This is a genomic window from Pseudomonas sp. ICMP 10191, from assembly GCF_001467335.1.
GTDB classification, from domain to species: Bacteria; Pseudomonadota; Gammaproteobacteria; order Pseudomonadales; family Pseudomonadaceae; genus Aquipseudomonas; species Aquipseudomonas cerasi.
The window spans coordinates 1-22,134 of sequence record NZ_LKGW01000046.1; the positions used below are offsets into that span (position 1 = coordinate 1).

Below are 22,134 nucleotides of genomic sequence, written 5' to 3' on the forward strand. Positions count from 1 at the left end.
TTCAATGGCAAGGTATCCGGCTCGGCCATGGTCATGCAGTAGCGTTTCAGATCCAGCGCTTTCATCCATGCAGAGCGGCTTGCCGGATTCGAACGCAGGTGTTCGCATGTTCGCCACGTCCATTGCAGCGGAGAAAAGGCGATGCGCAGCAGGTTGTTTCGCGGATAGAGCAGGAAGGGTTTGCCATCGTCGGCACACAGACAATACGGCTCAGGTTGCCAGTGGCGGCTGACACCACGTACTCATGCAACGTTTCGGCAGTCTCGTCATAGACATACACGTAGCCGTCATACAGCTGGCGAAGGGTATAGCTGCGTGTTTTCAGTTTCGGCATCGCTGCCCAGCGGCTGCCCTTGAGTAGCGGTTTCAGCTTCTGGGGCGCGGTATCGTAGCGGGAGCGATCCAGCGCATAGCGCACGGGCACGATGGCGACGTCAGGTCCGCGGAAGGGACACAGGCTGGTGGCCGTGGCGGGAGTTTTGGCGAACGTTGCAGCACGTCGTTGAGTATGGGTGCCGGATTTATCGGTCATGCGTTGCATCCCTGTCTATACGAACTTTTCTGACGGTATTCATCGAGTACGGTTACGCGGAGCTCCGGGGGCAAGCGCTGTTGCTCGGTGTATTGAGCACACCAGGATTGGTAGTGGCCCTGTGGCGAGCTCGTAAAGCCAAGACCCCAGTCGTGGCAGATGTCGGCCCATGTCGCCAGTGCGTACTCGCTGACCAGACCCCATTCAATTGCGCTGTCCACAGCACGCTTCAGCCATATTTCGATTTGATCGTCGCTCTGGTCCAGAAAGGCCAGCGAATCCTGCTTTTTGACCCATTCATAAAGGCGCTCCTCGAAGAGCCATCGATAGCAGCTTTCGAAGGCTTGCAACTGACGTTCGCTTACCAGAGAAAAAGGCGCCCGAGAGACTTTTTGCGCACGTTCGTTAACAAATGTCGTGATCGCTGGATCGAGGTTTTGTTGCCAGCTGCGCAGGGGGGACTGAACCCAGAGTTGATCGATGGGGCCTAGCGTCGAGTTCAAATGTTCAGGGTCATAGCTCGATAGCCAGTAGTGCATCACCAGCGGATCTGCGAAGCGCAGCAGGCTTGAATGACCGAGATAATCAAAGGGATTCAGGAAACGCTGCAAATGTTCAGAGACGATTTTCAAGGGCGCATTGCTGAAAAAAATGCAGGCGTCGATACGCTGTTCAGGATGTCGACGCCACTGCGCAATGAGTTCGGAGGGATGAGCCGTGCGCACAAGTACCGGGCCTAAATCCATGATCTCCGCCCACCGTGTGCCGAGATAAAGCGGAGCGATCTCGATAGGCTCGTCGCACTGGTATAGCTGCTTTACGGCGTCAGGTCTCAGCAATCCGTCAATCAACAGATAATTGGCTTGATTCATTTTTTTCTTTCTTCGGTTGCTTGCGAGCATTGGCTACAAAGTGGGCTGCGTATCATTGCCTGTCGCTGTGCGGAGATCAGCATGTCACCTGATTCGCCAGCTTCTGGTCGCTCTGCATTACCTGGAAGTAGAGGGGTGGCTCCAGAGCCGTTTCCGGGGCTGCCCCCCGAATTGAGCTTTATCTGAGGCCCGGTCGCGGTCACACCACTGGCATCGATCTTGATAAAGGAGCCGCCTGCATTGAGCGTGATTTCCAGCCCCGCTTCGATGATCAGTTTGTTACCGGCTTTGAGATGGATTTCCTGTCCGGCGTGGGCCAGTAATCCATCACCCACTCTGATATGCCGGGTTCCGCCAACCGTGACGTGATCGCTCGCTTTTACCTCGGTCAGCCGGTCGCCATCCACAGTCTGATGTTCCTCGGCCTTGAGCTCGCTGTAGCTGTTGCCTTCGATCCGCTCATGCCGATGATGACCGACCCGGATTTTCTGCTCATGCTCAATGTTCTGCTCCCAGTCGCGCTGGGCATGAATGTAGATCTGCTCCTGGCCTGCACGGTCTTCAATACGCAGTTCGTTGGAACCATTGCCTCCGGGGCTGCTCAGGGTCTTGAATACACTGCGCGTCTGATGTGCTGGCAGGTCGTAGGGCGGGACGTGCTCTGCGTGGTACAGGCAGCCGCTGACCAATGGACGGTCAGGGTCGCCGTCAAGGAACGTCACCAGTACTTCCATACCGATCCGCGGGATAACCATGCTGCCGTAGTGATGACCGGCCCAACCGGACGAAACCCGTATCCAGCAGCTGCTGTGATCATTGGCCTGACCCTCGCGATCCCAATGAAACTGCACTTTGACCCGACCGTGCCGGTCGCAGTGTATTTCCTGATCTTTCGGGCCGGTGACCACAGCGGTCTGGCTGCCGAATATTCTTGGCTTGGGATGATGCCGGGGAGGGCGATACGAGGCTTGCCACGGTGTAGCGAGAAAGGTATTGCGATATCCCTGATGAAAGTCCCCCTTGTTCTGTAATGCATGGGCAGACTCCTCAAGCCCCTGCGGCTGGCGGCCCTCATGACGGACTTCGGTCAACAGCCAGAGGTCGTTCCATTCCTCGTTGGGGTGCTCGCGCAAAGGTAGAAAATGGCCGCTGACCAAGGTGGGTTGATCACTTTGGCCATCGCCCAGTCTGTAATCCTGGCGATGGCGCTCAAGTGCGCGGCTCGCCAGATGCGCTCCTCGATCCCGATGAATGAAGCCGCCCGGGTATTCGTAGTGCTCCAGCTCCGGCCGGGCGTCGTCATATGCCGCGCCTTCCATTTTCAGAAGTGGTTTTTCAAAGTGATAATCGCGATGAGTAACGCTGTTTGTGCGTATTTCCAGGCGCAACCTGAAGCGCTTGATGACCGACTTAGCCGGTACCAGGCCACTGTCCGGCTTATAGATAACCGGGTTTAGTTTCGGAAATACGGTCTGGTCATCACCAAATACCAGTTGATGTGCTGTGTGGCTGTGTTTGAAGTGGTAGTGCAGGCCTTCCTCTTCGCAAAGCCGCTGGATGAAGTGCAGGTCGGACTCGCCATACTGCACGCAGTATTCGCGCTCCGCGTAAGTCGTACCGAGCTGGAAGCTGTAGGCATCGCCCATCAGGTGATGTTCTTTCAATACCTGCTCAATAATCTCCTTTACTGTTCGATTCTGAAAAATACGCTGATTGGTACGATGCCTGAGCCTTGCCAGATTCGGTCGCAAGGTGACTGAGTAGTGCGTAAGACGCCTGCCGGAATCGCCTTGGGAAACCTGATCGATCACTCCATGAATGCCGTTGCCCCTTGATGTGTACTGCAGAAATGCGGGGCAATTCAGCAGGCTTTCGAGATTCAGCGATGCGCGCTCGCTGACCAGCTCAAGCTTGAAACAGAAGGGCTGATTGATAGCTTCATGGCCGGTAAATGAAAGGATTTGAAAATCATGCTCAGGGCCGTCGATGATCAGGCTGAAATAAGGTCGATCAGTGGGGTTAAGCGTCATATGGACCACCGTGCCTAGCCGGTTTATGAAAACCCCGACGATCCTGTCGAACCGCCGGGGCAGCGTAGTTATGCCGACTTAGGACTTCTCCAGTCATCAGACCCGGTAGTAGTGGCCTTTACGTGGTCCCAGGTTATTTTGCGATAGCTGAATTGAACGTCCTCCAGATGTCCAAAGTGCGAGTTCTTCGGATCCTGGCAGTTGTGCATGTAGGACCTGATGTTGACGATGACCGCATCCTCCAGGGTGGTGGTGTAATAGTGTTCCTGCTTGCCATCGATAGACGTCCGGTACCACTTGATTTCGACTTTGCTTAGTGTTGAGCCTGAGCAAAGAGCCTCCAGAAGCAATGGCGAGGTCTTGTCGAAAATTTTCGTGACACACGCAGGACCATGAATGCGTTGGCCAGTAGGCTGCCCTGACTGAGGATCACAGGGTGTAATAATGTTATGGCTGAATGCCTGGATTATTGCTTCATCTTCATGGCCTTCCTGATAGACGTTGCCGACAGAGTCTGTTGTGAAAGCTCCTGCTGTCAGTATTTTCTGATTGGCGTCTATGACAGTCATATAGGCGGGTGTAGGCATTAACGTACTTCCTTACAGTCGGTGGCGCCTCACAAGCAAATCGGCTTGGAGGTCGAAGCATCGCTATAACAAGTTACGTGCCAGGTATCTCTTAAGTCAGTATTGTCAGCTGGTTTGGCCGTTTGAACGGATATGAGGGTGCTGCTCGTTGTGAGTTTTTTCGAGTAATTTGTGCAAGTTTTTGCGCGCTATTTTCATTTTTTTGCGCAGCTTTCCAGGACTCTATCCAAAAATATCCATATTTTATATTTGGCCTTGTTGTATGGGAGGTCATGGATTTTTTCAGTGCTGTTGGCAAGATGGCTGGCCGTTTAGTGGCCTCTCGTGGTTAAGTTTTAAGCAAAATACATCTGTGGATTCTGATGGGCACGCAACAGCGTATTTGGTCAATAGATAGTTAGGTTGTTAAATATTTTGGTACATAAATTATATGCTTTCCTACATATTTTCTTCGTTTGTTTGTAAGAATTTTCCGAAAGTTTAATATTTTCCAAGTGTCGCCTTGCTTGCTGGTTTTCATGGCGATAAGGTCTGTCTGGCTTTATGAGTGGTTGGAAAAATCGTCAACAATGAAATGCGCGCCGTGTGGGAATATGGGCAGTGGCCAATAAAGACAAACTCTCTATTCGATATCTGGATCTGGGCCGGCATCCTGTCGCAATGGGTGATTATGCAGGCGAAGACATCCGTTTTTCTACGGCGTTTGAAGCCTTGGAGCGTGAGTTGGGCGGTGCACAGGCCATTTTCGGGGAAGTGAATGTAGACTGGCTGCGGATCAGAGAGGGCTGCGAACATATTCTTTCAAACCAGTCTAAAGACTTGCGCGTCGCCAGCTGGCTGGCGTGGGCTCTATATGAATGCGAGTCTGTTAGCGGATTATCTGCGGGGCTGGGATTGATTCATTATTTGTGCAAAGAGCATTGGCTGCTATTTCATCCCCAAAAATTACGAACACGTTCAGCGGCCATGCAATGGCTCTTGCTAAAACTCGACAATGCGCTGGGAGAAGATATTTCCATTACTCACCAGCTTCTTGAATTCCAGCAACTGCTCAGACAGCTTGATGGCCTGGATGAGATATTTAATCTGTATCTGGGAAGTGATGCTCCGTTGCTGCTGCCGTTGAGAAGACGGCTCGCCTGTATGATTCAGCGCGCTGAGCAAGTTGAGAAAGAGCCTGTCAAGGTGGTGGAGCGTGTCAAGCAGGCTGCGGTCCAGTTATTTTCAAGTGACTCTTACATCGACAACGAGAAAGACGCCCAGCGGACGTTAAGTGTGCAAGAGCACTCGGTACGCAGCCTTTGTAGATGGTGGCTTAAGCAAAAAACTACAGACCCGCGAGCGTTCCGCCTGGGTCGCTCGCAGACCTGGTATGCAGTGGACAGTCTTCCTGAAAGAAACAGTGAAAAAATAACCCCGTTAAGGAGGTTGCCCGTTGACAAATTGAGCAATTACCAAGAGCGATTCGAACAGGGTCTTTACGCAGACCTTATTGTAGATGTTGAGGCAAGTCTTGCAGGGTCGCCTTTTTGGTTTGATGGTCAGCGAATGGTCTGGAACTGTCTGAAAGCCCTGGGGGGCGAAGCGGCAATGCGCGAAGTAGAAGCTCAGTTTGCTCTGCTTTTAAAGCGCATTCCAGACCTTATTGAACTTCGCTTTCACGACGGTGTGCCGTTTGCAGACACGGAGACATTACAGTGGATCGCCGCTTATATCCTGCCTACCGAGGTCCATGTCGGAAATGCATCTGGCAGCGAAAGTCAGCATGACACTTCAGAACGAAATTCGCTGTACCACGACGCACTGCCGGTTTTGCAGACAAAAGGGCTTAAAGCCGCTGTGCAATTAGTGAATGATCACTTGAACGGTATGGAAGGCGGGCGAGAGCGATTTTTCTGCAAGCTGTACATCGCACGTCTCTGTATCGATGCAAAAAAATACGAGTTGGCGAAGGTTCAACTTGAGTATCTTGATCAGGAGCTTCAATCGGCAAGCCTCCCGGCATGGGAACCCACGATATTCCTCGAGGTGTCTCGGTTGTTATATAGCTGTTATGAGCGAATGGCGCTGAACGACAAGGCCGCGGCGCGCAAAGAAGTGATTTACCAGAGGTTATGTCATCACGACCTTGAAAGATTTATTGATGGCTAACGTACAGTTTAATAAATTGAGGGGAAATGGAATGGCCAGAGAAGGCTCTGTAGCGCCCAAAGAGCGGATCAACGTGACGTTCAAGCCTGCTGTTGGTGGTGCGCAGGAAGAAATAGAACTGCCACTTAAGTTGCTGGTTCTTGGCGATTTCATACAGCGCGCGGACGAGCGAAAGCTTGAGGACCGTAAATCAATCAGTATCGACAAGAACAATTTCGATGATGTGTTGGCGAAGCAGGAGCTTGAGCTGGTACTGAATGTACCTGACCGCTTGCAGGCTGACAGCGGGGCTGACGAGCTGACTGTCAGCATCAAGGTCTCTTCAATGAAAGACTTCAACCCTGCCAGTCTCGTCGAACAGATTCCTGAGCTTAAAAAGTTGATGGAGCTGCGCAACGCCCTCATGGCGCTCAAGGGGCCGTTGGGGAACATGCCTTCTTTTCGTAAGGCCATCGAGCAGGTCATTACGGATGAAACATCGCGTAAGACCGTGCTGGATGAGCTTGGCCTGGATGTCGCCGCGCAACAGTAACATCGGACCCATTGTCAGGAATTAAGATATGAACACAAAAGCCATACCGCAGCGCGATGCAAGTGAACTTCACCTTGGAATTCTCGACCAGATTATTGCGCATACCCGATTAGAGCCTTGTGACGACGCCTATGGTATTGCCAAACGAGGGGTGGCTGCATTTATTGAAGAACTGCTGAAACCGCGTAATAACAACGAGCCGGTCAAGAAAGCGCTGGTTGATCGAATGATTACCGAGATTGACGTCAAGCTGAGTCGCCAGATGGACGAGATCATCCATCATGCAGAGTTTCAGGCGTTGGAAGCATCATGGCGCGGGCTACAGTTACTGATTGATAGAACCGATTTTCGCGAAAATATAAAAATCGAGTTGTTAAGTATTTCCAAGCAAGATCTTCTGGACGATTTTGAAGACTCACCTGAAGTGGTGCAGTCGGGACTCTACAAACATGTGTATACCGCTGAATATGGTCAGTTCGGCGGTAATCCCGTGGGCGCGATCATTGCCAATTATTTCTTCTCGCCAAGCGCTCCCGATGTGAAGACCATGCAGTACGTTTCAAGCGTTGCCTGCATGGCGCATGCACCTTTTATTGCGGCTGCAGGCCCGAATTTCTTCGGGCTTGAGCAGTTCACCGGTCTGCCCGATCTAAAGGATCTGAAAGATCACTTCGAAGGGCCGCAGTTCGCCAAATGGCAAAGCTTTCGGCAGCGGGAAGACGCCCGTTATTTCGCACTGACAGTACCGCGTTTTCTTTTACGCAGCCCCTACGAGCCTAAGGAAAATCCGGTGAAGACGTTTGCCTATGAGGAAAACGTCTCGAACGACCACGAGCACTATCTGTGGGGCAATACGGCCTATGCATTTGCTACCAAGCTGACAGACAGCTTCGCCAGATTTCGGTGGTGCCCCAACATCATTGGTCCTTTGAGCGGCGGTGCTGTTGATGACCTGCCTTTGCACCACTTCCACAGCATGGGTGAAATCGAGACCAAGATTCCGACTGAGGTACTGGTGTCTGACCGCCGTGAATACGAGCTGGCGGAAGAGGGCTTTATCGCATTGACCATGCGCAAGGGCAGTGACAATGCGGCGTTCTTTTCTGCCAGCTCAGTACAGAAGCCCAAGTTTTTTGGCAACAATCCAGAGGGGAAAATAGCCGAGCTTAATTACAAGCTAGGCACTCAACTGCCCTACATGATGATCGTCAATCGCCTCGCGCACTACCTCAAGGTGCTGCAGAGAGAGCAGATAGGTTCCTGGAAAGAACGAGCGGACCTGGAGAGTCAGCTTAACAAATGGATACGTCAGTACGTTGCCGATCAGGAGAATCCGAGTTCAGAGGTGCGTGGCAGACGACCGCTGCGCGCGGCACAGGTCATTGTCAGTGATGTTGAAGGTGATCCCGGCTGGTACCGGGTCAGTCTAAATGTTCGTCCTCATTTTAAATACATGGGTGCTGACTTTACGCTGTCGCTGGTCGGCAAAATGGATAAAGAGTAGATCATCGATTGATGATGAATCCAAAAGGTAGCCTCTTTCAACGCCTGGCAGGTGACACCTTGAAACAACAGTCTTTTGACAGGGAAGAGCAGTTAATGATGTTGATATCGGCTCATCTGACCAAGATGCTGGGTACGCGAGCCGGTAGCGTAAAGATGTTGCCTGATTATGGTTTGCCTGACTTGAACAATAGAGGTCTCAGCCTTGACGATACGCTGAGGTACTCTCGCATGATCATCGAAAAGATGATTCGTACATATGAACCACGATTATTCGATGTTCACGTAACGGTGGAAAAACACGAGAGTTGTCTGCTGAGGCGAACATTCTCGATCGGTGCGGCTCTGGACATTGCAGGGGTAAAGAAGTCTGTTCGATTTTCTGCACTGCTCGGTGGCGACGGTAAAATAAGCATTGTTTGAGTAAGTTTTTCCCCTCGCGAAGCGGTGCGCCGATTATCTATCGGTTTTACACCCAGATTTTTCATTATCGATTTACGACCGGCCAGGTAGAAAGAACGGTGTCATTTAACCACTATTATCAAGAAGAATTGACGGCTCTTCGAGAGTCTGGACGTCGGTTTTCCGAGCGTAATCCGGCGTTGGCTCCTTTTTTAGGGCAGGCGGGCCAGGACCCGGACGTAGAACGTTTACTTGAGGGAGTTGCTTTCCTGACGGGCCGTTTGCGTCAAAAACTGGATGAAGACTTACCTGAGCTGACCCACTCCCTCATGCAGTTGTTATGGCCCAATTACCTTCGACCTCTGCCCTCGGTGAGCATGCTTCAGTTTGACGCTCTGGACGGCTCCGGCCCGGGTTTCGTGGTCGAGCGAGCAACACCTGTAGAAAGCGAACCAGTGAATGACCAGGTGTGCTATTTCCGTACCTGCTTTGCCACTCAGGTATTGCCGTTGAAACTGACTCACCTCTATTGTTCGTCAAGCGGGGGCGGGACAACGCTGAAGCTGTGTCTGGCGATGAATGGAGACAGCCATTTAGGCGAGGTAAAGTTCAGTCAGTTGCGTTTGCATCTGGCGGGTGAGCGTCGCATCAGCCAAGCCATTTACTTCGCGATGATGCAGAAGCTCAAGGGCATCACATTATTGCCTCTTGATGCGATGGGCGATCCGTTACTGACCTCCTCAGGCAAAGCGATCGAACTGATCATTCCTGTGGAACACGTGAAACCTGTAGGCTTCGCTGAAGAGGAGTCGTTGATTCCCTACCCACTAAATACCTTTCGGGGCTATCGCTACCTGCAAGAGTATTTCTTTTTTCCTGAGAAGTTTCTTTTTGTCGATGTTCTCGGTTTAGATGTCATTCACTCATTGACTGACGATTTGCTGAAGCGCGCGTGCGGGCTACAGCTTGTTTTTGATGTGCAAGGGAAGGACATGCAACCCCTTCGCCCTACCGTCGAAAACATCAAGCTTTACTGCACGCCGGTCGTGAACCTGTTCAAACAGGATGCCTTGCCCATTCTTGCGGATGCCCGGCAGGACGAATATCTGCTCATTCCTGCGCATTACGCACACGGCGGTTGTGGTGTGTACTCGGTCGATAAGGTTGTTGGCTGGCAGCCTGGAGGGCTGGGCTATCAGAATTACGTACCCTTTGAATCGTTTGAACACGACGCTGCGGTCGATGTGGATAGTAACTCGCCTTACTACAGCGTGAGGCATCGTACTTCCATACAGCACAAAGGGCTCGATACATTTTTAAGCTTCGGTCTTCGAGCTGGGCGAACTGACGAGACAATGTCCATTGAGATGACATGCACTAACGGTGACCTCCCGTGGCAAATCAAGGCAGGAGGCCTCTGTAAACCATGTGAGGGCACCCCTGACTTTTTGCGCTTCAGAAATATATCGCCTGCCACAAAAACATTTGCGCCACCCATGGACGGGGATTTTTTCTGGCGTGTGATCAGCAACATGTCGCTCAACTACCTGTCGCTCGAAAATATCGAAGCACTGAAAGTGATTCTCGAAACGTACGATTTGCCTCGGTATTACGATTCGCAGGCAGAGAAAGTCAGCAAGCATCTCTTGGGCGGGTTGAAGTCCATTCGTCACCAACATATCGACTGCCTGCATGACGGGCTGCCTGTAAGGGGAGTCAGGACGGAGTTAACCGTCGAACCTGACGGCTTTGCAGGAGAGGGCAGTTTGTTCTTGTTCGCCTCCGTCCTAAACGAATTCTTTGCGCTCTACGCGAGCCTGAATTCCTTTCACGAACTGCATGTAAAGAGCACACAAGGTGGAGGATACGAATGGGCACCGCGCATGGGCATGCAACCGCTGCTTTAGCCAGGCTGAGTCAGGACATACGGCGGTACTCTGTTTATCAGGCGATACCGCTGATTCTCAATACTTTACGTGAAATTCATCCCGGTACGGATGAGCGCCGCGTTCATGATTTTCTCGAGTTGCGGGCAAATCCGGGTCTTGGATTTCCTGGCAGTGATATTGAATGCATGGAGCTTTTTTACGAGCAGGGTCAGTTGCACGTACGACTTGATCTCAATGTGATGAGCTTGGTCGGCTCCGGCTCACCGTTACCCGCTTTTTATGCTGAACAAGCCTTGGGTGAGCGGGATAAGCCTAATGTGACTCGCGATTTTCTGGATATCTTTAATCGTCGATTGCAGATGTTAATGCTCCCCGTATGGCGCAAGTATCGCTATCACGCCATGTTTACCCGTGGCGCGACAGATTCGTTTTCCGAACAGCTGTTCGCACTGATCGGCCTGCACGGGCAGCGCATTCGCGAAACTCCCGAATTGAACTGGAAACGGCTATTGCCCTACCTAGGACTTTTGAGCCTGCGCGCTCATTCGGCCGCCTTGATCGAGTCTGTGCTTCGTTATTACTTCAAGCACGCACAGTTGTTTATCGAACAGTGTGTTGAGCGAACCGTCGAGATCAGCTGCTCTCAGCTTAATTGCCTTGGAAAAACCAATCACCGATTGGGGCGCACTGCGGTGCTGGGTAGCCGGGTGCCTGACCGGAGTGGCAAGTTCCGCGTCCATGTGAAACAGCTCGACCGGGAACGTTTCCACGAATTTTTACCCGTCGGTTCTGGCTACCGTCCGTTGGGCGCCCTTGTGCGATTCACGTTACGCGACCCGCTGGACTACGACGTCTGTCTTGAGCTGTGCCATGAAGACATCAGAGAACTGCGCATTGGCCAGTCGAACACCTGTCACCTGGGCTGGACCACCTGGCTCGGGCGCGAGCATGCGCAGGGTCTGGTCACGCTCAACAGACCGATACATTAAGGACGACTCATGATCGATGTAGATTTGCAGCAACTCGTCAATGCCCTCGATGCGCCTACACGCGGAGAACTGGAGGCAAGCGCCGAACGCTGCGTTTCGAGAGGCAGTAGTAAAATCCTGGTCGAAGACCTGTTGCTTGCCCTGCTGGAACGACCTGATGGAATGCTATCCCGTGCGCTCGTAGACGCTGAGGTTGGGGCCGACGAACTTGGAGGCTTTCTTCATCCGCCAATCGAACACAGTGCGACCCGGAGCCCGGCATTTTCTGCCGAACTTGTTCAATGGCTTCAGGACGCGCTGTTGATTGCCAATCTGGATCTGGGCCAAAGCCTGATTGATCAGGCTGCGTTGATTCTTGCCTTGCTGCGTAATCCCTTGCGCTATGCCGACCGTCCATACCAGCCATTATTGGCGAAGATCAACATTGAGCGCTTTCGTGATTACGCCCTTGCCGAACAAGTGCCGGACGTAACAAAACCGTCAGTGAGGCAATGTGACTCGCTGCTCGAACGCTTCACTCATAATCTGACGCAGCAGGCCAGGGATGGGTTGCTTGATCCCGTGCTGTGCCGTGATGACTGTCTGCGTCAGATGATCGATATCCTGTCTCGTCGACGCAAGAACAACCCCATAGTGGTGGGCGAGGCGGGTGTCGGCAAGACTGCGGTTGTCGAAGGGCTGGCGCTTAAGATCGTTCACGGTGAAGTCCCCGATCTATTGGAGAACGTTGAATTACTGTCTCTGGATATGGGGCTGCTCCAGGCGGGTGCCAGTATCAAGGGCGAGTTTGAACGTCGCTTGAAGGGCGTGATTGACGAGGTCAAATCCTCGTCCAGGCCAGTTATTCTTTTCATCGATGAAGCCCACACACTCATCGGCGACGGTGCGCAGGCGCGTGGTTCGGACGCGGCCAATCTGTTGAAGCCGGCGTTGGCACGCGGAGAATTGAGGACCATTGCAGCGACGACGTGGGCCGAGTACAGACAATATTTTGAAAAGGATCCGGCGCTCGCACGTCGCTTTCAACCAGTCCGGGTGCTGGAGCCGACAGTCGAGCAGGCCATCACCATTCTGCGCGGGCTTGCTCCGCTATATGAACGTACTCACGGTGTGCATCTGCGCGATGATGCCGTAGTTGCGGCCGCCAGGCTTTCGGCGCGCTATCTCACCGGGCGCCAGCTGCCGGACAAGGCAATCGATCTGCTTGATACAGCTTGCGCTCGCGCACGAATCGGTCTGATCGCCGTACCTGAGCGTCTAGAACATCTACGAAGCGAGATGGCACGTCAGCAGAGGCATTTCGAGGCAATACGGCGTGATGCCAATGCCGGGATGTCGGTTGATGACAAGGCAGTGGATACGCTGACTTCCGATCTGTCATTGATGCGGAGCGAGGCTGCAGCACTGGAGTTCAGATGGACTGATCAACGGGCAGCCGTCGAGCGTCTGCTGGAACTGCGCAAGCAACTGGCTGAACTAACAGCACTGTCGGCTGATGCGGGTGAGAGTGAGTCCATACGTTCGCTTGAGTCCGAGTTGACCCAGGTTCGACGGACCCTGATCGATATTCAGATGAGCGACCGTCTCGTGAGCTTTGAGGTATGCCCCAGGCTGATAGCTGAAGTAGTGGGTGGCTGGACCGGTATTCCCGTATCGCGCCTTGCTCAGGAGCACAGCCCGGCAATCAACAGCTTTTCCTCAGAACTGCGCATGCGCATCCGTGGTCAGGAGCAGGCGATGCTGACCATTGAAAAGGCTGTCCGTGCATCGGCTGCGGGGTTGAATGCACCCGGCGCCCCGACAGGTGTATTTCTTCTGGTTGGACCCAGCGGAGTGGGCAAGACGGAAACAGCCATTGCTCTGGCTGATCTGTTGTATGGCGGCGAACGTTTTCTCACGACTATCAACATGTCCGAATTTCAGGAGAAGCATACCGTTTCCCGATTGATCGGTGCCCCTCCGGGCTACATCGGTTATGGCGAAGGGGGTATGTTGACCGATGCCGTTCGATGCAAGCCCTATTCGATCATTCTCCTTGATGAGGTGGAGAAGGCTGATCCGGATGTACTTAATCTGTTCTATCAGATTTTCGATAAAGGCACGGCCAACGATGGAGAGGGCCGGGAAATCGATTTCCGTAACACACTCATTCTGATGACCTCCAACCTGGGTGCCGATCTGATCCACGCAAGTTGCCACGAAGGCAGACGACCTGATGTCACAGAGCTGAAAACCCGGCTGAAACCGATACTGAGCGCGCATTTCAAACCGGCATTGCTGGCCAGAATGCGGGTTGTGCCTTATTACCCGATCATGGGGGCTGCGCTGCGTGAACTGGTCGAGCTAAAGCTGATTCGTCTTGGCGAGAGACTTGAATCCCGTGGTCTGACCTTCAGTTATTCGCATGATCTGGTTTGTCATCTGCTTGAACAGTGTACGCAAGACGGCAGCGGCGCCCGGCTGATCGATCAGTTACTGGAGTCCAGTCTGACCCCCTTGATAGCAGACCGTTTACTCGACGCCATGAGCCGTGGTGACAGGGTCGTCAGGGTTCACGCAACACTCGACAGCTCAGGTGGTGTTGTCTGTGAGTTCGAATAAGGTGGCCTCGTCCTTTCATTTGCTACACGACCCATCAGGCTATGCCCAAACATTGGTTTCGCAGTACTCGGCTCTCTCCCGGTCAGCCGATAGCCAGTCGCTGCAGCATGATTTTGCACTCTCTGCTGCGGAGCTCAGCGACTGTCAGGCAAGCCAGTTGTTTCTACTCGATGCGCGTCACAAACACCTCTGCCTTGTTACTGAAGTCGTTGACAGTGTCATTCAGCCTGATCAGAAAACGACTTCATTTAAAGACTACCGGGACGAGCCTTTACTGCAGTTCTCTCTGCTTCAGAACCGGGTTGTCAGCGTGCCGGAAATCAGCAGCAGTCTTCACGGGACCAGCTTCCTACCGGTAGGGGCGCAAGAGTGGACGTCACTGCTGTGCGTCCCGCTGCACAATCATGAGCGGATAGCCGTCGGGGTCTTGATATGTGCGAGCAGGCGCTCCGAAGAATTGGAATGCTACGCAGAATCGCTAGGCGCGCTGGGAACGTTCGTGATTTCCCGATTATCTGTTCTGCAGTCATCACCCAGGTCTGTGTGCGCGAAGCTTAATCCGCGCAGGTGCATCTCACCGGAAGGGCGTTTTGGACTCATAGGGCGTAGCGCAGCCCTGGAAAGAACCACCCATCTTCTGAGCAAGATTCTCGACAGCACCTGCACAGTGTTGCTTACGGGTGAGACCGGGACAGGCAAGGAGATAGCGTCTCGTGCCATTCACGAGCACGGACCTCGTCGCTCCAAGGCGCTCGTTGTACAGAATTGCGCTGCCTTTCCAGAAGCTCTTTTGGAAAGCGAACTCTTTGGTTATCGCAAAGGCGCGTTTACCGGCGCTGACCGTGATCGGCGTGGCCTGTTTGACGAAGCTGATGGCGGTACGCTGGTACTAGACGAAATTGGCGATATGCCGCTGCAATTACAAGCAAAGCTTTTGCGGGTGTTGCAGGAGGGCGAGATTCGCCCGCTGGGCGGCAATGAAGTTCGCAACGTGGATGTGCGAATCATCGCTGCTACTCATCGTCATCTACCGACACTGGTCGCCGAAGGGCGCTTTCGAGAAGACCTCTATTACCGTTTGGCGCAGTTCCCCATAGAACTTCCTCCGCTACGTCATCGCGTGGAAGACATCGAAATACTGGCCCGGCATTTCTCCGACAAGGCTTGCCAGAACTCACAACGAGAGTCTGTGCAGTGGTCGGAAACCGCATTGAGTGCGTTATCGGGATATGCCTTTCCTGGAAACGTTCGAGAGCTGAAGGGGTTCGTCGAGCGAGCAGTGTTGTTATGCGAAGACGGGGAGTTGCGACCGGAACACTTTCCCATGGCCGCCGATTCGACAAGCCATCCGGTTGGTTTTTCACTGCGTGAACGCATCGAACAGTTCGAGCGTGGCGTTCTGCTTGAGAGTCTGCGCGACACCGGCGGTAACCGGAGCCTTGCAGCGCGTACGTTAGGGGTGTCGCGGCGCACACTGCTTTATCGGCTGGCACATCTGAAGATCGGCGCTGCTCATGGACGGCGTACCTAGCCATTCAATAATCACATTTAGTTAATTTCCTGTCTGGAGACGTTCCAATGAACTTTCATTGTTGGCGCATTGTGCCTATCACATTCGTTGCGCTGATTTGCCTCGGGGGGTGCAAAGGTCATTTCAAGTTCAGTGATGATCAATACCGCGCGTTGGGCAGTCCAGAACCCACCGGCCGCCTGGATGTATTACGGCAGGATTCGATTTCTCAAAAACAGATGTCAACGCCGCATGCCTTTTCGATTGCTGCCCTGCGTCAGGATTTTCAGGAATGATCTCCGTGAGCGCTTGCGTTGCCCGAGGCTTCCAAAAGGTACTGATAGTACTCCTGGTTTTGATCTCAGGTTGCTCCGCACTATCGCCGTACTCAACGCAAACACGTCTGGATATCAGACTGAGTGCCGATGACCGACTGAATCCCGATGTGAATGGCAGACCGTCTCCGGTTGTTTTCAAGTTGCTTGAACTTCGACGTCCCGTCACGTTTGAGAGTATGGATTTTCTCTCGCTTTATAAACGTACCGGGCAGGCGTTGGGAAATGATCTGGTGGCCAGCGAAGAGTTTGAGCTTCGTCCCGGCGACAGTATTGAGTTGAAGCTGAAGCTGGATGACAGCAGTCGTTATATCGCTGTGCTCGCGGCTTATCGGCACTTGTCCGAAGCCCGCTGGCGTCAGGTGATTCAGATCGCCCCTAACCAGCAGAACAGTGCCGTTTTCATGTTGAGTGATTCCGGTATTCAACTGGAAGACAGCCCAACTGACACAGGAAGTCCGTTATGAATCAGCACAAGGTTATCTGGCAGGAAGGCATGCTGCTTCGCCCGCAGCACTTTCAGCATCATGATCGTTACTACGACCACCAGTTGCGGCTTCGTACTCAGTTGGCAGGCGCTTACAACTGGGGCTTTACAGCCTTGGAAATCGATCCGCAATTTCTGGGGGCGGGGCAAATCGTCATTGCCCAGGCCTCGGGCATTCTGCCGGATGGCAGTGTCTTTGATATACGGGGCCATGAAACTCCTTTGGCGCTGGACATTCCTCCCACTACTTCAAACGTCTCGGTGTATCTGGCACTGCCGATCGTGGCGGGCAACTGCATTGAGTCTCGCAGTCACGAACAGCCGGATGTGGTAGCACGGTTTACAAGCTATTCAGCGAGCATCCGCGATTCAAACGCGGGTGAAGACCGTTTCACGCCTGTGTTGTGCGCGCGTCCAGAGTTCCGATTGTTAATGGGCGAGCCCCAGGGAGAGCATACCTACAGCATGCTCAAGGTCTGCCACGTTCTGATCTGCAGTCCTGACAAGTCGCTTTCGCTGGACCTCGAATTTTCACCTGCCTTCATCAGCGCCAGTGGCTCCCGCTATGTGATGTCGTGCCTGAGGGAAGTGGCGGGTCTGCTGAATCACCGTGGGGACGTGATTGCCGAGCGTATCGGTGTTTGCGGTCAGACCCGTGGCGCAGAGGCGAGCGATTTGATGATGTTGCAACTGGTCAATCGAAATGCATTGGTTTTTCAACACTATCTCAATATTCGAAGCGTCCATCCTGAGGAGCTATACCGTGCACTGCTATCGCTGTTGGGTGAGTTATCGACATTTGGCGATGAGAGCAGACGTCCTGGACTGGAAGGTACTTATCAGCACAGTGACCAGGGCGGCACATTCAGAGGCGTAATGTCTGCGATTCGACAGATGCTGTCGATGGTTCTCGAGCAGCAGGCCCAGGAGCTCGAGTTACAGCCCCGGCAGTATGGTGTTCTGGTTTCGCCTCGGGTGGATCGTGAGCTACTGGGGGACGCGTCATTCATCATTGCTGCCCGCGCAGATTGCGATGCCGAAGAACTGCGTCTGCGACTGCCTTCGCATCTTAAAGTCGGCTCGGTAGAACGTATTCGCGAGCTGGTGAGCCTGCATTTGCCAGGTTTACGCATAAGACCACTGCCTGTGGCGCCTCGGCAAATACCTTTTCATGCTGCCAAGAGCTATTTCATTCTCGATGTCGATGACCGGGAACAGACCGGGATCGATCAGTCAGGAGGATTCGCTTTCCATGTATCAGGTGAGTTTCCCGGGCTTGAACTGCAGTTCTGGGCGATCAGAAATTGAACAGGGTGGCGGATATGCAAAGCGGCCTCGAAGATCATTTTGCCTTAGAACGGGACAATACCGGGTCAGGGAATGGCTATTTCACCGACACCCACAATTCGGATCTTTTCGAAGGTCTGCAGGAGCAGTTGCTGTACAGCACTCGGCGAGTATCTGAAAGACAGGTCCGTAGCCACGTCAATCCACTGGTTTCTGCAGCAGGTGAATTGCTGGCTCAGGTGGCGAAGCTGGGTACAGCAAAAGACGTTGGGGATATCCATCTTCTGAACGTACAGCTTTCCGACCAGGTGAAACTGTTCGAAGCCAGGGCACGGCGGAACGCGATAGCAAACGAGCACCTGCTGGCTGCCCGCTATGTGCTGTGTACGGTAGTGGATGAGGCTGTGCTGAACACGGTTTGGGGTAGCCAGAGTGACTGGTCGAAGATCAGTCTGCTCAGCCGTTTTCATAGGGAAACCTTCGGCGGCGAAAAATTCTTTCAACTGCTTGAAAAACTCTCCGCAAACGCTTTCAGGCATCTCTCGATGCTCGAGTTGATGTACCTGTGCCTCGCACTCGGTTTTGAGGGGAAATACCGCTCTCATCGTCGCAACGGCAACGAGCTGGAAGATATCCGGCATAACCTTTATCTGCAGATAAAACACGTAAGAGGCGATGTTTCGCGAACGCTTTCACCTCACTGGCAGGGCGCACGCTCCGACGCTGCTGACCGGCTGCGCATTATGCCTGCGTGGCTGATTGTGTTGTTCACCGCTATAAGCCTGACCGCGCTGTATTGCGGATTTGCCTGGGTCCTCGGCGAGCAGCGTGAGGCGGTACTCAAGCCTTATCAGTCAGCGGATGCGGTAGTCATCGAGCGGCGGTCTTGAAATGAAAGATGCAGTGAAAACCTTGTTTAAAAAACTCATGACGCTATTGGGCAGCACCTGGTTCTGGTCGCTGCTGTTGATACTGACGCTGGCCGCCTGTATCTGGATGTTCGGTCCCCTGCTGGCGATGGCCGATAACAGGTTCTGGGAGAGTCCTGTTGTGCGTCTGGCAACTATCAGCGTGTTATTGCTGATCTGGGGCCTCGGGGTTGTATTTTCCAACTGGCGCAGCGGCTGGCAAAAAAGGCATGCGCAGGACAGCCACGAAGGTCAAGAGCTTCTGCGTAAGGCTGTTGCTGTGGAGAAAGAGCGCCTGGAGCTTGTGGGCCGGTTCAAGCATGCCTTGCGCGTGCTCAAGGATTCGGACCTGTATGGGGTATTAGGCGCTCGGGACCGAAATGAGCTGCCGTGGTATGCGGTGATCGGCCCGCAGGGTAGTGGCAAGACCAGTCTGCTGGATTTTTCCGGGCTCGATTTTCCCTTGGACAGGCGCGGGCGCAGGCTGACGCACGATATGCGCAGCACCAGCAGTTGTGGCTGGTATTTCACTGAGCAGGCAGTTCTGCTGGACACTTCCGGGCGCTATCTCCAACAGCCCCTGCCCGAGGTCGACGGCAGCGCATGGAGCACGTTATTGGAGTTGTTGCGAAACCGCCACCGCGCGCATCCACTCAGCGGGGTGCTGGTGACACTGCCGGTCGACACTTTGTTTGACGAGCAAGACAAGCGCCTGGAAAAAATCGCCGAAGACGTGCGTGCCCGCCTGGACGACGTATTTCATCAGTTGCATGTCGATGTGCCGGTTTATCTGGTACTCACCAAGGCTGACTCGATAGCGGGCTTCGACGCCTTTTTCGATCAACTCTCCCGGGAAGAAAGTGAACAGGTCCTGGGCACTACGTTTCGGCAGGGCGAGCAAGGCAGTAATATCGATGTCCTCGGCAAGGCGTTCGATGCCTTGCTGCAGCGCCTTGGCAGTCAGGTTATTACCCGCATTCATCAGGAGCGGGACAGCCGACGCCGAGGAGAGATGCTTGAGTTTCCCAACCAGCTTGGAGGCATCGCATATCGACTGAGCGTCTTTGTCGAGCTGGCATTTTCCGGGAATCGCTATCAGCGGGCCAGCCAGTTTCGTGGATTTTATCTGACCCGAGCGCCGCAAGTTGTTCAGAACGATCAGCCATCCGATGGGGAAAGCGATACCGGCTCACCGACCTGCTATAGCGGAAAGGCGCGATTTATTCATGATCTGTTAAGACATGTGATTTTCCCTGAGGCTGATCTTGCGGTTCTCGATAAAACAGCACGCCGAAAGATTCAGTGGCGCCAGCGGGGTATGTGTTGCGCGGCGCTGTTGTGCCTGTCTGTGTTCGGCGTGCTGTGGGCGACCGGTTTCAATGCCAATCACGACAGGCTGGAAAGGCTGCGGGTTCTGGGCGAGCAGTGGGCGCAACAACGATCATCGCTAGGCGCCGAGGACGATCTGCTGACGGTCCTTGATAGCTTGAACACGCTTTATCTGGCAGCCCGAGTATTTCCGGATGGCGATGAGGTCGTTTTGTATGAACGCAGTGGCCTTTATCAGGGCAAACCTGCCAACGACGTTCTGATGCACACCTATCATGCCGAATTGCAGAGGCAGTTGCTGCCACGCGTGGCCCACATGATCGAGGCGCGCATAATGGCTAGCCTGGGGGATCGCGAGCAGTTGCTGGACAGCTTGCGTGCTTACCTGATGCTGGTCAAGGACGAGCACCGGGAACCCTCTGCACTGAAAACGTGGGTAGCGACCGACTGGTCAGTCCGTTATGTTGGTCATGAGCAGGCTCAGAACGAACTGGCTCAGCATTTCGAGCGTTTGCTTGCACAAACCTTCGCCTATCCGGTAAACGACGCGCTGGTGGCACAGGCCCGACAGGTACTTCGCAACGAGTCCTTTGCCAGCATTGTTTATCGAGTGCTGCGTGAAAGGGCACGCACACTCCAGGACTACAGTCTGGCTCACCATGTCGGCCCTCAGGCAGGTTTGTTGGCGGGTACTGAGTACCGAATCCCCGGACTCTACACCCGCCACGGTTATGAGCAATATTTCGTCACTCGTGGCACGGGTCTGGTGACCGAACTCATGCATGACAATTGGGTTCTGGGTGAGGGTGCGCAGCTCAATGCACAACAGCTGCGGGTGCTGATGGTCGAACTGGAAAAGCTGTATTTCCGGGATTATGCCGATTATTGGGCCGAGGCAATCGGACGGGTTTCGCTGCAACCCTTCGAGGGGCCAGGTGCGGCTGCGGTGCAGATGGCCGGGCTGACGGCAGCCCATTCGCCGTTGTTGCAATTACTGATCGAAGTACGTGAAAATACGCTTTTTCCGGTCCTTGCAGACAGTCTCGACGCGATGAAGGCTGAAGCTGATCAAGCGGTATCGCGACCATCGCCACTCACTCAGGTGGCTGCGATTGGCGATAAGATTCAGCAGACGGTGACCGTCAGTCTGCCCGGGACGGCAAAGAAATCGTTGCAGCGCCGCTTTGATCCCTTACACCGTTTACTGGACGGCGATAATGGTCCGACTCCCGAACTGATTGCCGCATTGAGCGCGATCAATGAATTGCAGATGCAAATGGCTGCTTTGGGACGCTCCGGTCAGCCCGATCTTGCTGCCTACGAGATGGCAAAGGGACGAATGTCCGGACAGCGGGATGCACTGAGCAACCTGCGCAACGCGGCGACCGGCCTGGCGCAGCCTCTGGGCGGGTTGTTCCATACGCTCGCGGAGGATACCTGGAGCTTCGTGCTGTATCAGTCTCATCAATACCTCAATCAGCGCTACAAGGCCGAGCTTTACAGTTTCTACGAGCAGTCTCTCGACAAGCGCTATCCGTTTTATGCACACAGCAGCAGTGATGTGGCGCTTAATGATTTTCGCGAATTTTTCGGCTCGCAGGGGATAGCTGATCGCTTCTTTGATAATTACCTGAAGCCCTTCGTCAATGGCGATCCGGGGAGATACAAACTGCGCAGCATTGACGGCTACAGCCTGCCCATGAGCCGTGCCTATCTGGATCAGATGGCGGGTGTGCATCGAATCCGCAAAAGTTTCTTCGCCCATCGCACCCAAGAACCGCAGGTGCAGTTTACCCTCGAACCCTATACGCTCGATCCAGGTGTTCGCCGCGCAGAGTTCCGGCTGGGCGAGCAGTCACTGGAGTATCGACATGGCCCCATCGTGCCGACCTTGTTCAAATGGCCTGCTGATGCTGAAGAAGGGCGTACGAGTCTGGTGATGGAAGGGATGGTTGGAAGGCCACTGGGGATTGAGAAGAGCAACGGTCCTTGGTCGCTGTTCCGCCTTCTGGATCTGATGCAGACCGAGCCTTTGAAAGGGCGCGATGTTCTGCTGCTCAAGGCCGACGTGGGCGGGATGCGCGCCAACTATCTGTTGTCGAGCCAGCGGGCACCCAATCCGTTTGATATGAGTGCGCTGCGCGATTTTCGTATGCCTGCGCAGCTGTGATGCCATTGAATGGACTTGAA

General features: G+C 53.7%; 15 protein-coding genes and 2 pseudogenes. 13 read left to right on the forward strand and 4 right to left on the reverse strand.

All coding sequences use genetic code 11. The features are described 5' to 3' along the window. The 4 genes and pseudogenes from AO388_RS04995 to AO388_RS05010 form a co-directional block, all read right to left on the reverse strand. A pseudogene (locus AO388_RS04995) lies at window positions 1–532 on the reverse strand (toxin VasX); the annotation flags it as partial. After that, window positions 522–1,404 (reverse strand): annotated as a pseudogene (locus AO388_RS05000) (DUF4123 domain-containing protein). The pseudogenes AO388_RS04995 and AO388_RS05000, both read right to left, overlap by 11 nt. Further along, window positions 1,401–3,434: a type VI secretion system Vgr family protein gene (gene tssI, locus AO388_RS05005; protein WP_058416134.1), complete on the reverse strand. Its 2,034-nt coding sequence runs from the start codon at window positions 3,432–3,434 to the stop codon at window positions 1,401–1,403. Before tssI ends, AO388_RS05000 begins: the two are co-directional and overlap by 4 nt. A 68-nt stretch (window positions 3,435–3,502) precedes the next feature. Then, complete coding sequence (locus AO388_RS05010; RefSeq protein ID WP_003434281.1) at window positions 3,503–4,021, reverse strand: Hcp family type VI secretion system effector; 519 nt, start codon at window positions 4,019–4,021, stop codon at window positions 3,503–3,505. Window positions 4,022–4,621: 600 nt separating this feature from the next. Here AO388_RS05010 and tssA point away from each other — a divergent pair. From tssA to tssM, 13 genes are all read left to right on the forward strand, one after another. Then, window positions 4,622–6,172: a type VI secretion system protein TssA gene (tssA, locus tag AO388_RS05015; protein ID WP_054081538.1), complete on the forward strand. Its 1,551-nt coding sequence runs from the start codon at window positions 4,622–4,624 to the stop codon at window positions 6,170–6,172. A gap of 31 nt (window positions 6,173–6,203) precedes the next feature. Then, on the forward strand, window positions 6,204–6,704 hold the full coding sequence (gene tssB, locus AO388_RS05020) for a type VI secretion system contractile sheath small subunit (RefSeq protein ID WP_003434277.1): 501 nt from the start codon (window positions 6,204–6,206) through the stop codon (window positions 6,702–6,704). A gap of 28 nt (window positions 6,705–6,732) precedes the next feature. Next, window positions 6,733–8,208, forward strand: a complete 1,476-nt coding sequence (tssC, locus tag AO388_RS05025; protein ID WP_003434275.1) for a type VI secretion system contractile sheath large subunit — start codon at window positions 6,733–6,735, stop codon at window positions 8,206–8,208. Window positions 8,209–8,219: 11 nt separating this feature from the next. After that, the gene (gene tssE / locus AO388_RS05030; protein WP_080377370.1) at window positions 8,220–8,630 is read left to right on the forward strand and encodes a type VI secretion system baseplate subunit TssE; all 411 of its coding nucleotides are present in this window, start codon (window positions 8,220–8,222) and stop codon (window positions 8,628–8,630) included. 98 nt (window positions 8,631–8,728) lie between these two features. Next, window positions 8,729–10,516 carry a type VI secretion system baseplate subunit TssF gene (gene tssF / locus AO388_RS05035; protein ID WP_058416173.1) on the forward strand — a complete coding sequence of 596 codons (1,788 nt, stop codon included), beginning with the start codon at window positions 8,729–8,731 and terminating at the stop codon, window positions 10,514–10,516. Further along, window positions 10,480–11,487, forward strand: coding sequence for a type VI secretion system baseplate subunit TssG (gene tssG / locus AO388_RS05040; RefSeq protein ID WP_058416135.1), 1,008 nt, complete (start codon window positions 10,480–10,482; stop codon window positions 11,485–11,487). Before tssF ends, tssG begins: the two co-directional genes overlap by 37 nt. Before the next feature lie 9 nt (window positions 11,488–11,496). Then, window positions 11,497–14,088 (forward strand): type VI secretion system ATPase TssH, encoded by a 2,592-nt coding sequence (gene tssH / locus AO388_RS05045; RefSeq protein ID WP_058416136.1) that lies wholly within the window; start codon window positions 11,497–11,499, stop codon window positions 14,086–14,088. Then, the gene (locus tag AO388_RS05050) at window positions 14,075–15,619 is read left to right on the forward strand and encodes a sigma-54 interaction domain-containing protein (protein ID WP_083515770.1); all 1,545 of its coding nucleotides are present in this window, start codon (window positions 14,075–14,077) and stop codon (window positions 15,617–15,619) included. The genes tssH and AO388_RS05050 overlap by 14 nt, the downstream gene beginning before the upstream one ends. 47 nt (window positions 15,620–15,666) lie before the next feature. Continuing rightward, a complete protein-coding gene (locus AO388_RS05055; protein ID WP_003434268.1) occupies window positions 15,667–15,894 on the forward strand; it encodes a hypothetical protein in 228 nt (75 codons plus the stop codon). Further along, entirely contained in the window at window positions 15,891–16,400 is a 510-nt protein-coding gene (tssJ, locus tag AO388_RS05060) for a type VI secretion system lipoprotein TssJ (RefSeq protein WP_054081526.1), read from the forward strand. Before AO388_RS05055 ends, tssJ begins: the two co-directional genes overlap by 4 nt. Continuing rightward, window positions 16,397–17,728, forward strand: a complete 1,332-nt coding sequence (tssK, locus tag AO388_RS05065) for a type VI secretion system baseplate subunit TssK (protein WP_058416138.1) — start codon at window positions 16,397–16,399, stop codon at window positions 17,726–17,728. The genes tssJ and tssK overlap by 4 nt, the downstream gene beginning before the upstream one ends. Window positions 17,729–17,742: 14 nt before the next feature. Then, window positions 17,743–18,597 (forward strand): type IVB secretion system protein IcmH/DotU, encoded by an 855-nt coding sequence (gene icmH / locus AO388_RS05070; RefSeq protein WP_003434267.1) that lies wholly within the window; start codon window positions 17,743–17,745, stop codon window positions 18,595–18,597. A gap of 13 nt (window positions 18,598–18,610) precedes the next feature. Then, window positions 18,611–22,114 carry a type VI secretion system membrane subunit TssM gene (gene tssM / locus AO388_RS05075; RefSeq protein WP_058416174.1) on the forward strand — a complete coding sequence of 1,168 codons (3,504 nt, stop codon included), beginning with the start codon at window positions 18,611–18,613 and terminating at the stop codon, window positions 22,112–22,114. Window positions 22,115–22,134 lie beyond the last annotated feature (20 nt).

Excerpts from the sequence above, each read along its gene's own strand:
- icmH (WP_003434267.1), top strand. The coding sequence starts at position 17,743 with ATGCAAAGCGGCCTCGAAGATCATTTTGCCTTAGAACGGGACAATACC.
- tssH (WP_058416136.1), top strand. The coding sequence starts at position 11,497 with ATGATCGATGTAGATTTGCAGCAACTCGTCAATGCCCTCGATGCGCCT.
- tssJ (WP_054081526.1), top strand. The coding sequence starts at position 15,891 with ATGATCTCCGTGAGCGCTTGCGTTGCCCGAGGCTTCCAAAAGGTACTG.
- tssC (WP_003434275.1), top strand. The coding sequence starts at position 6,733 with ATGAACACAAAAGCCATACCGCAGCGCGATGCAAGTGAACTTCACCTT.
- tssE (WP_080377370.1), top strand. The coding sequence starts at position 8,220 with ATGATGAATCCAAAAGGTAGCCTCTTTCAACGCCTGGCAGGTGACACC.
- tssB (WP_003434277.1), top strand. The coding sequence starts at position 6,204 with ATGGCCAGAGAAGGCTCTGTAGCGCCCAAAGAGCGGATCAACGTGACG.
- tssK (WP_058416138.1), top strand. The coding sequence starts at position 16,397 with ATGAATCAGCACAAGGTTATCTGGCAGGAAGGCATGCTGCTTCGCCCG.
- tssG (WP_058416135.1), top strand. The coding sequence starts at position 10,480 with ATGGGCACCGCGCATGGGCATGCAACCGCTGCTTTAGCCAGGCTGAGT.
- AO388_RS05055 (WP_003434268.1), top strand. The coding sequence starts at position 15,667 with ATGAACTTTCATTGTTGGCGCATTGTGCCTATCACATTCGTTGCGCTG.
- tssI (WP_058416134.1), bottom strand. The coding sequence starts at position 3,434 with ATGACGCTTAACCCCACTGATCGACCTTATTTCAGCCTGATCATCGAC.
- AO388_RS05010 (WP_003434281.1), bottom strand. The coding sequence starts at position 4,021 with ATGCCTACACCCGCCTATATGACTGTCATAGACGCCAATCAGAAAATA.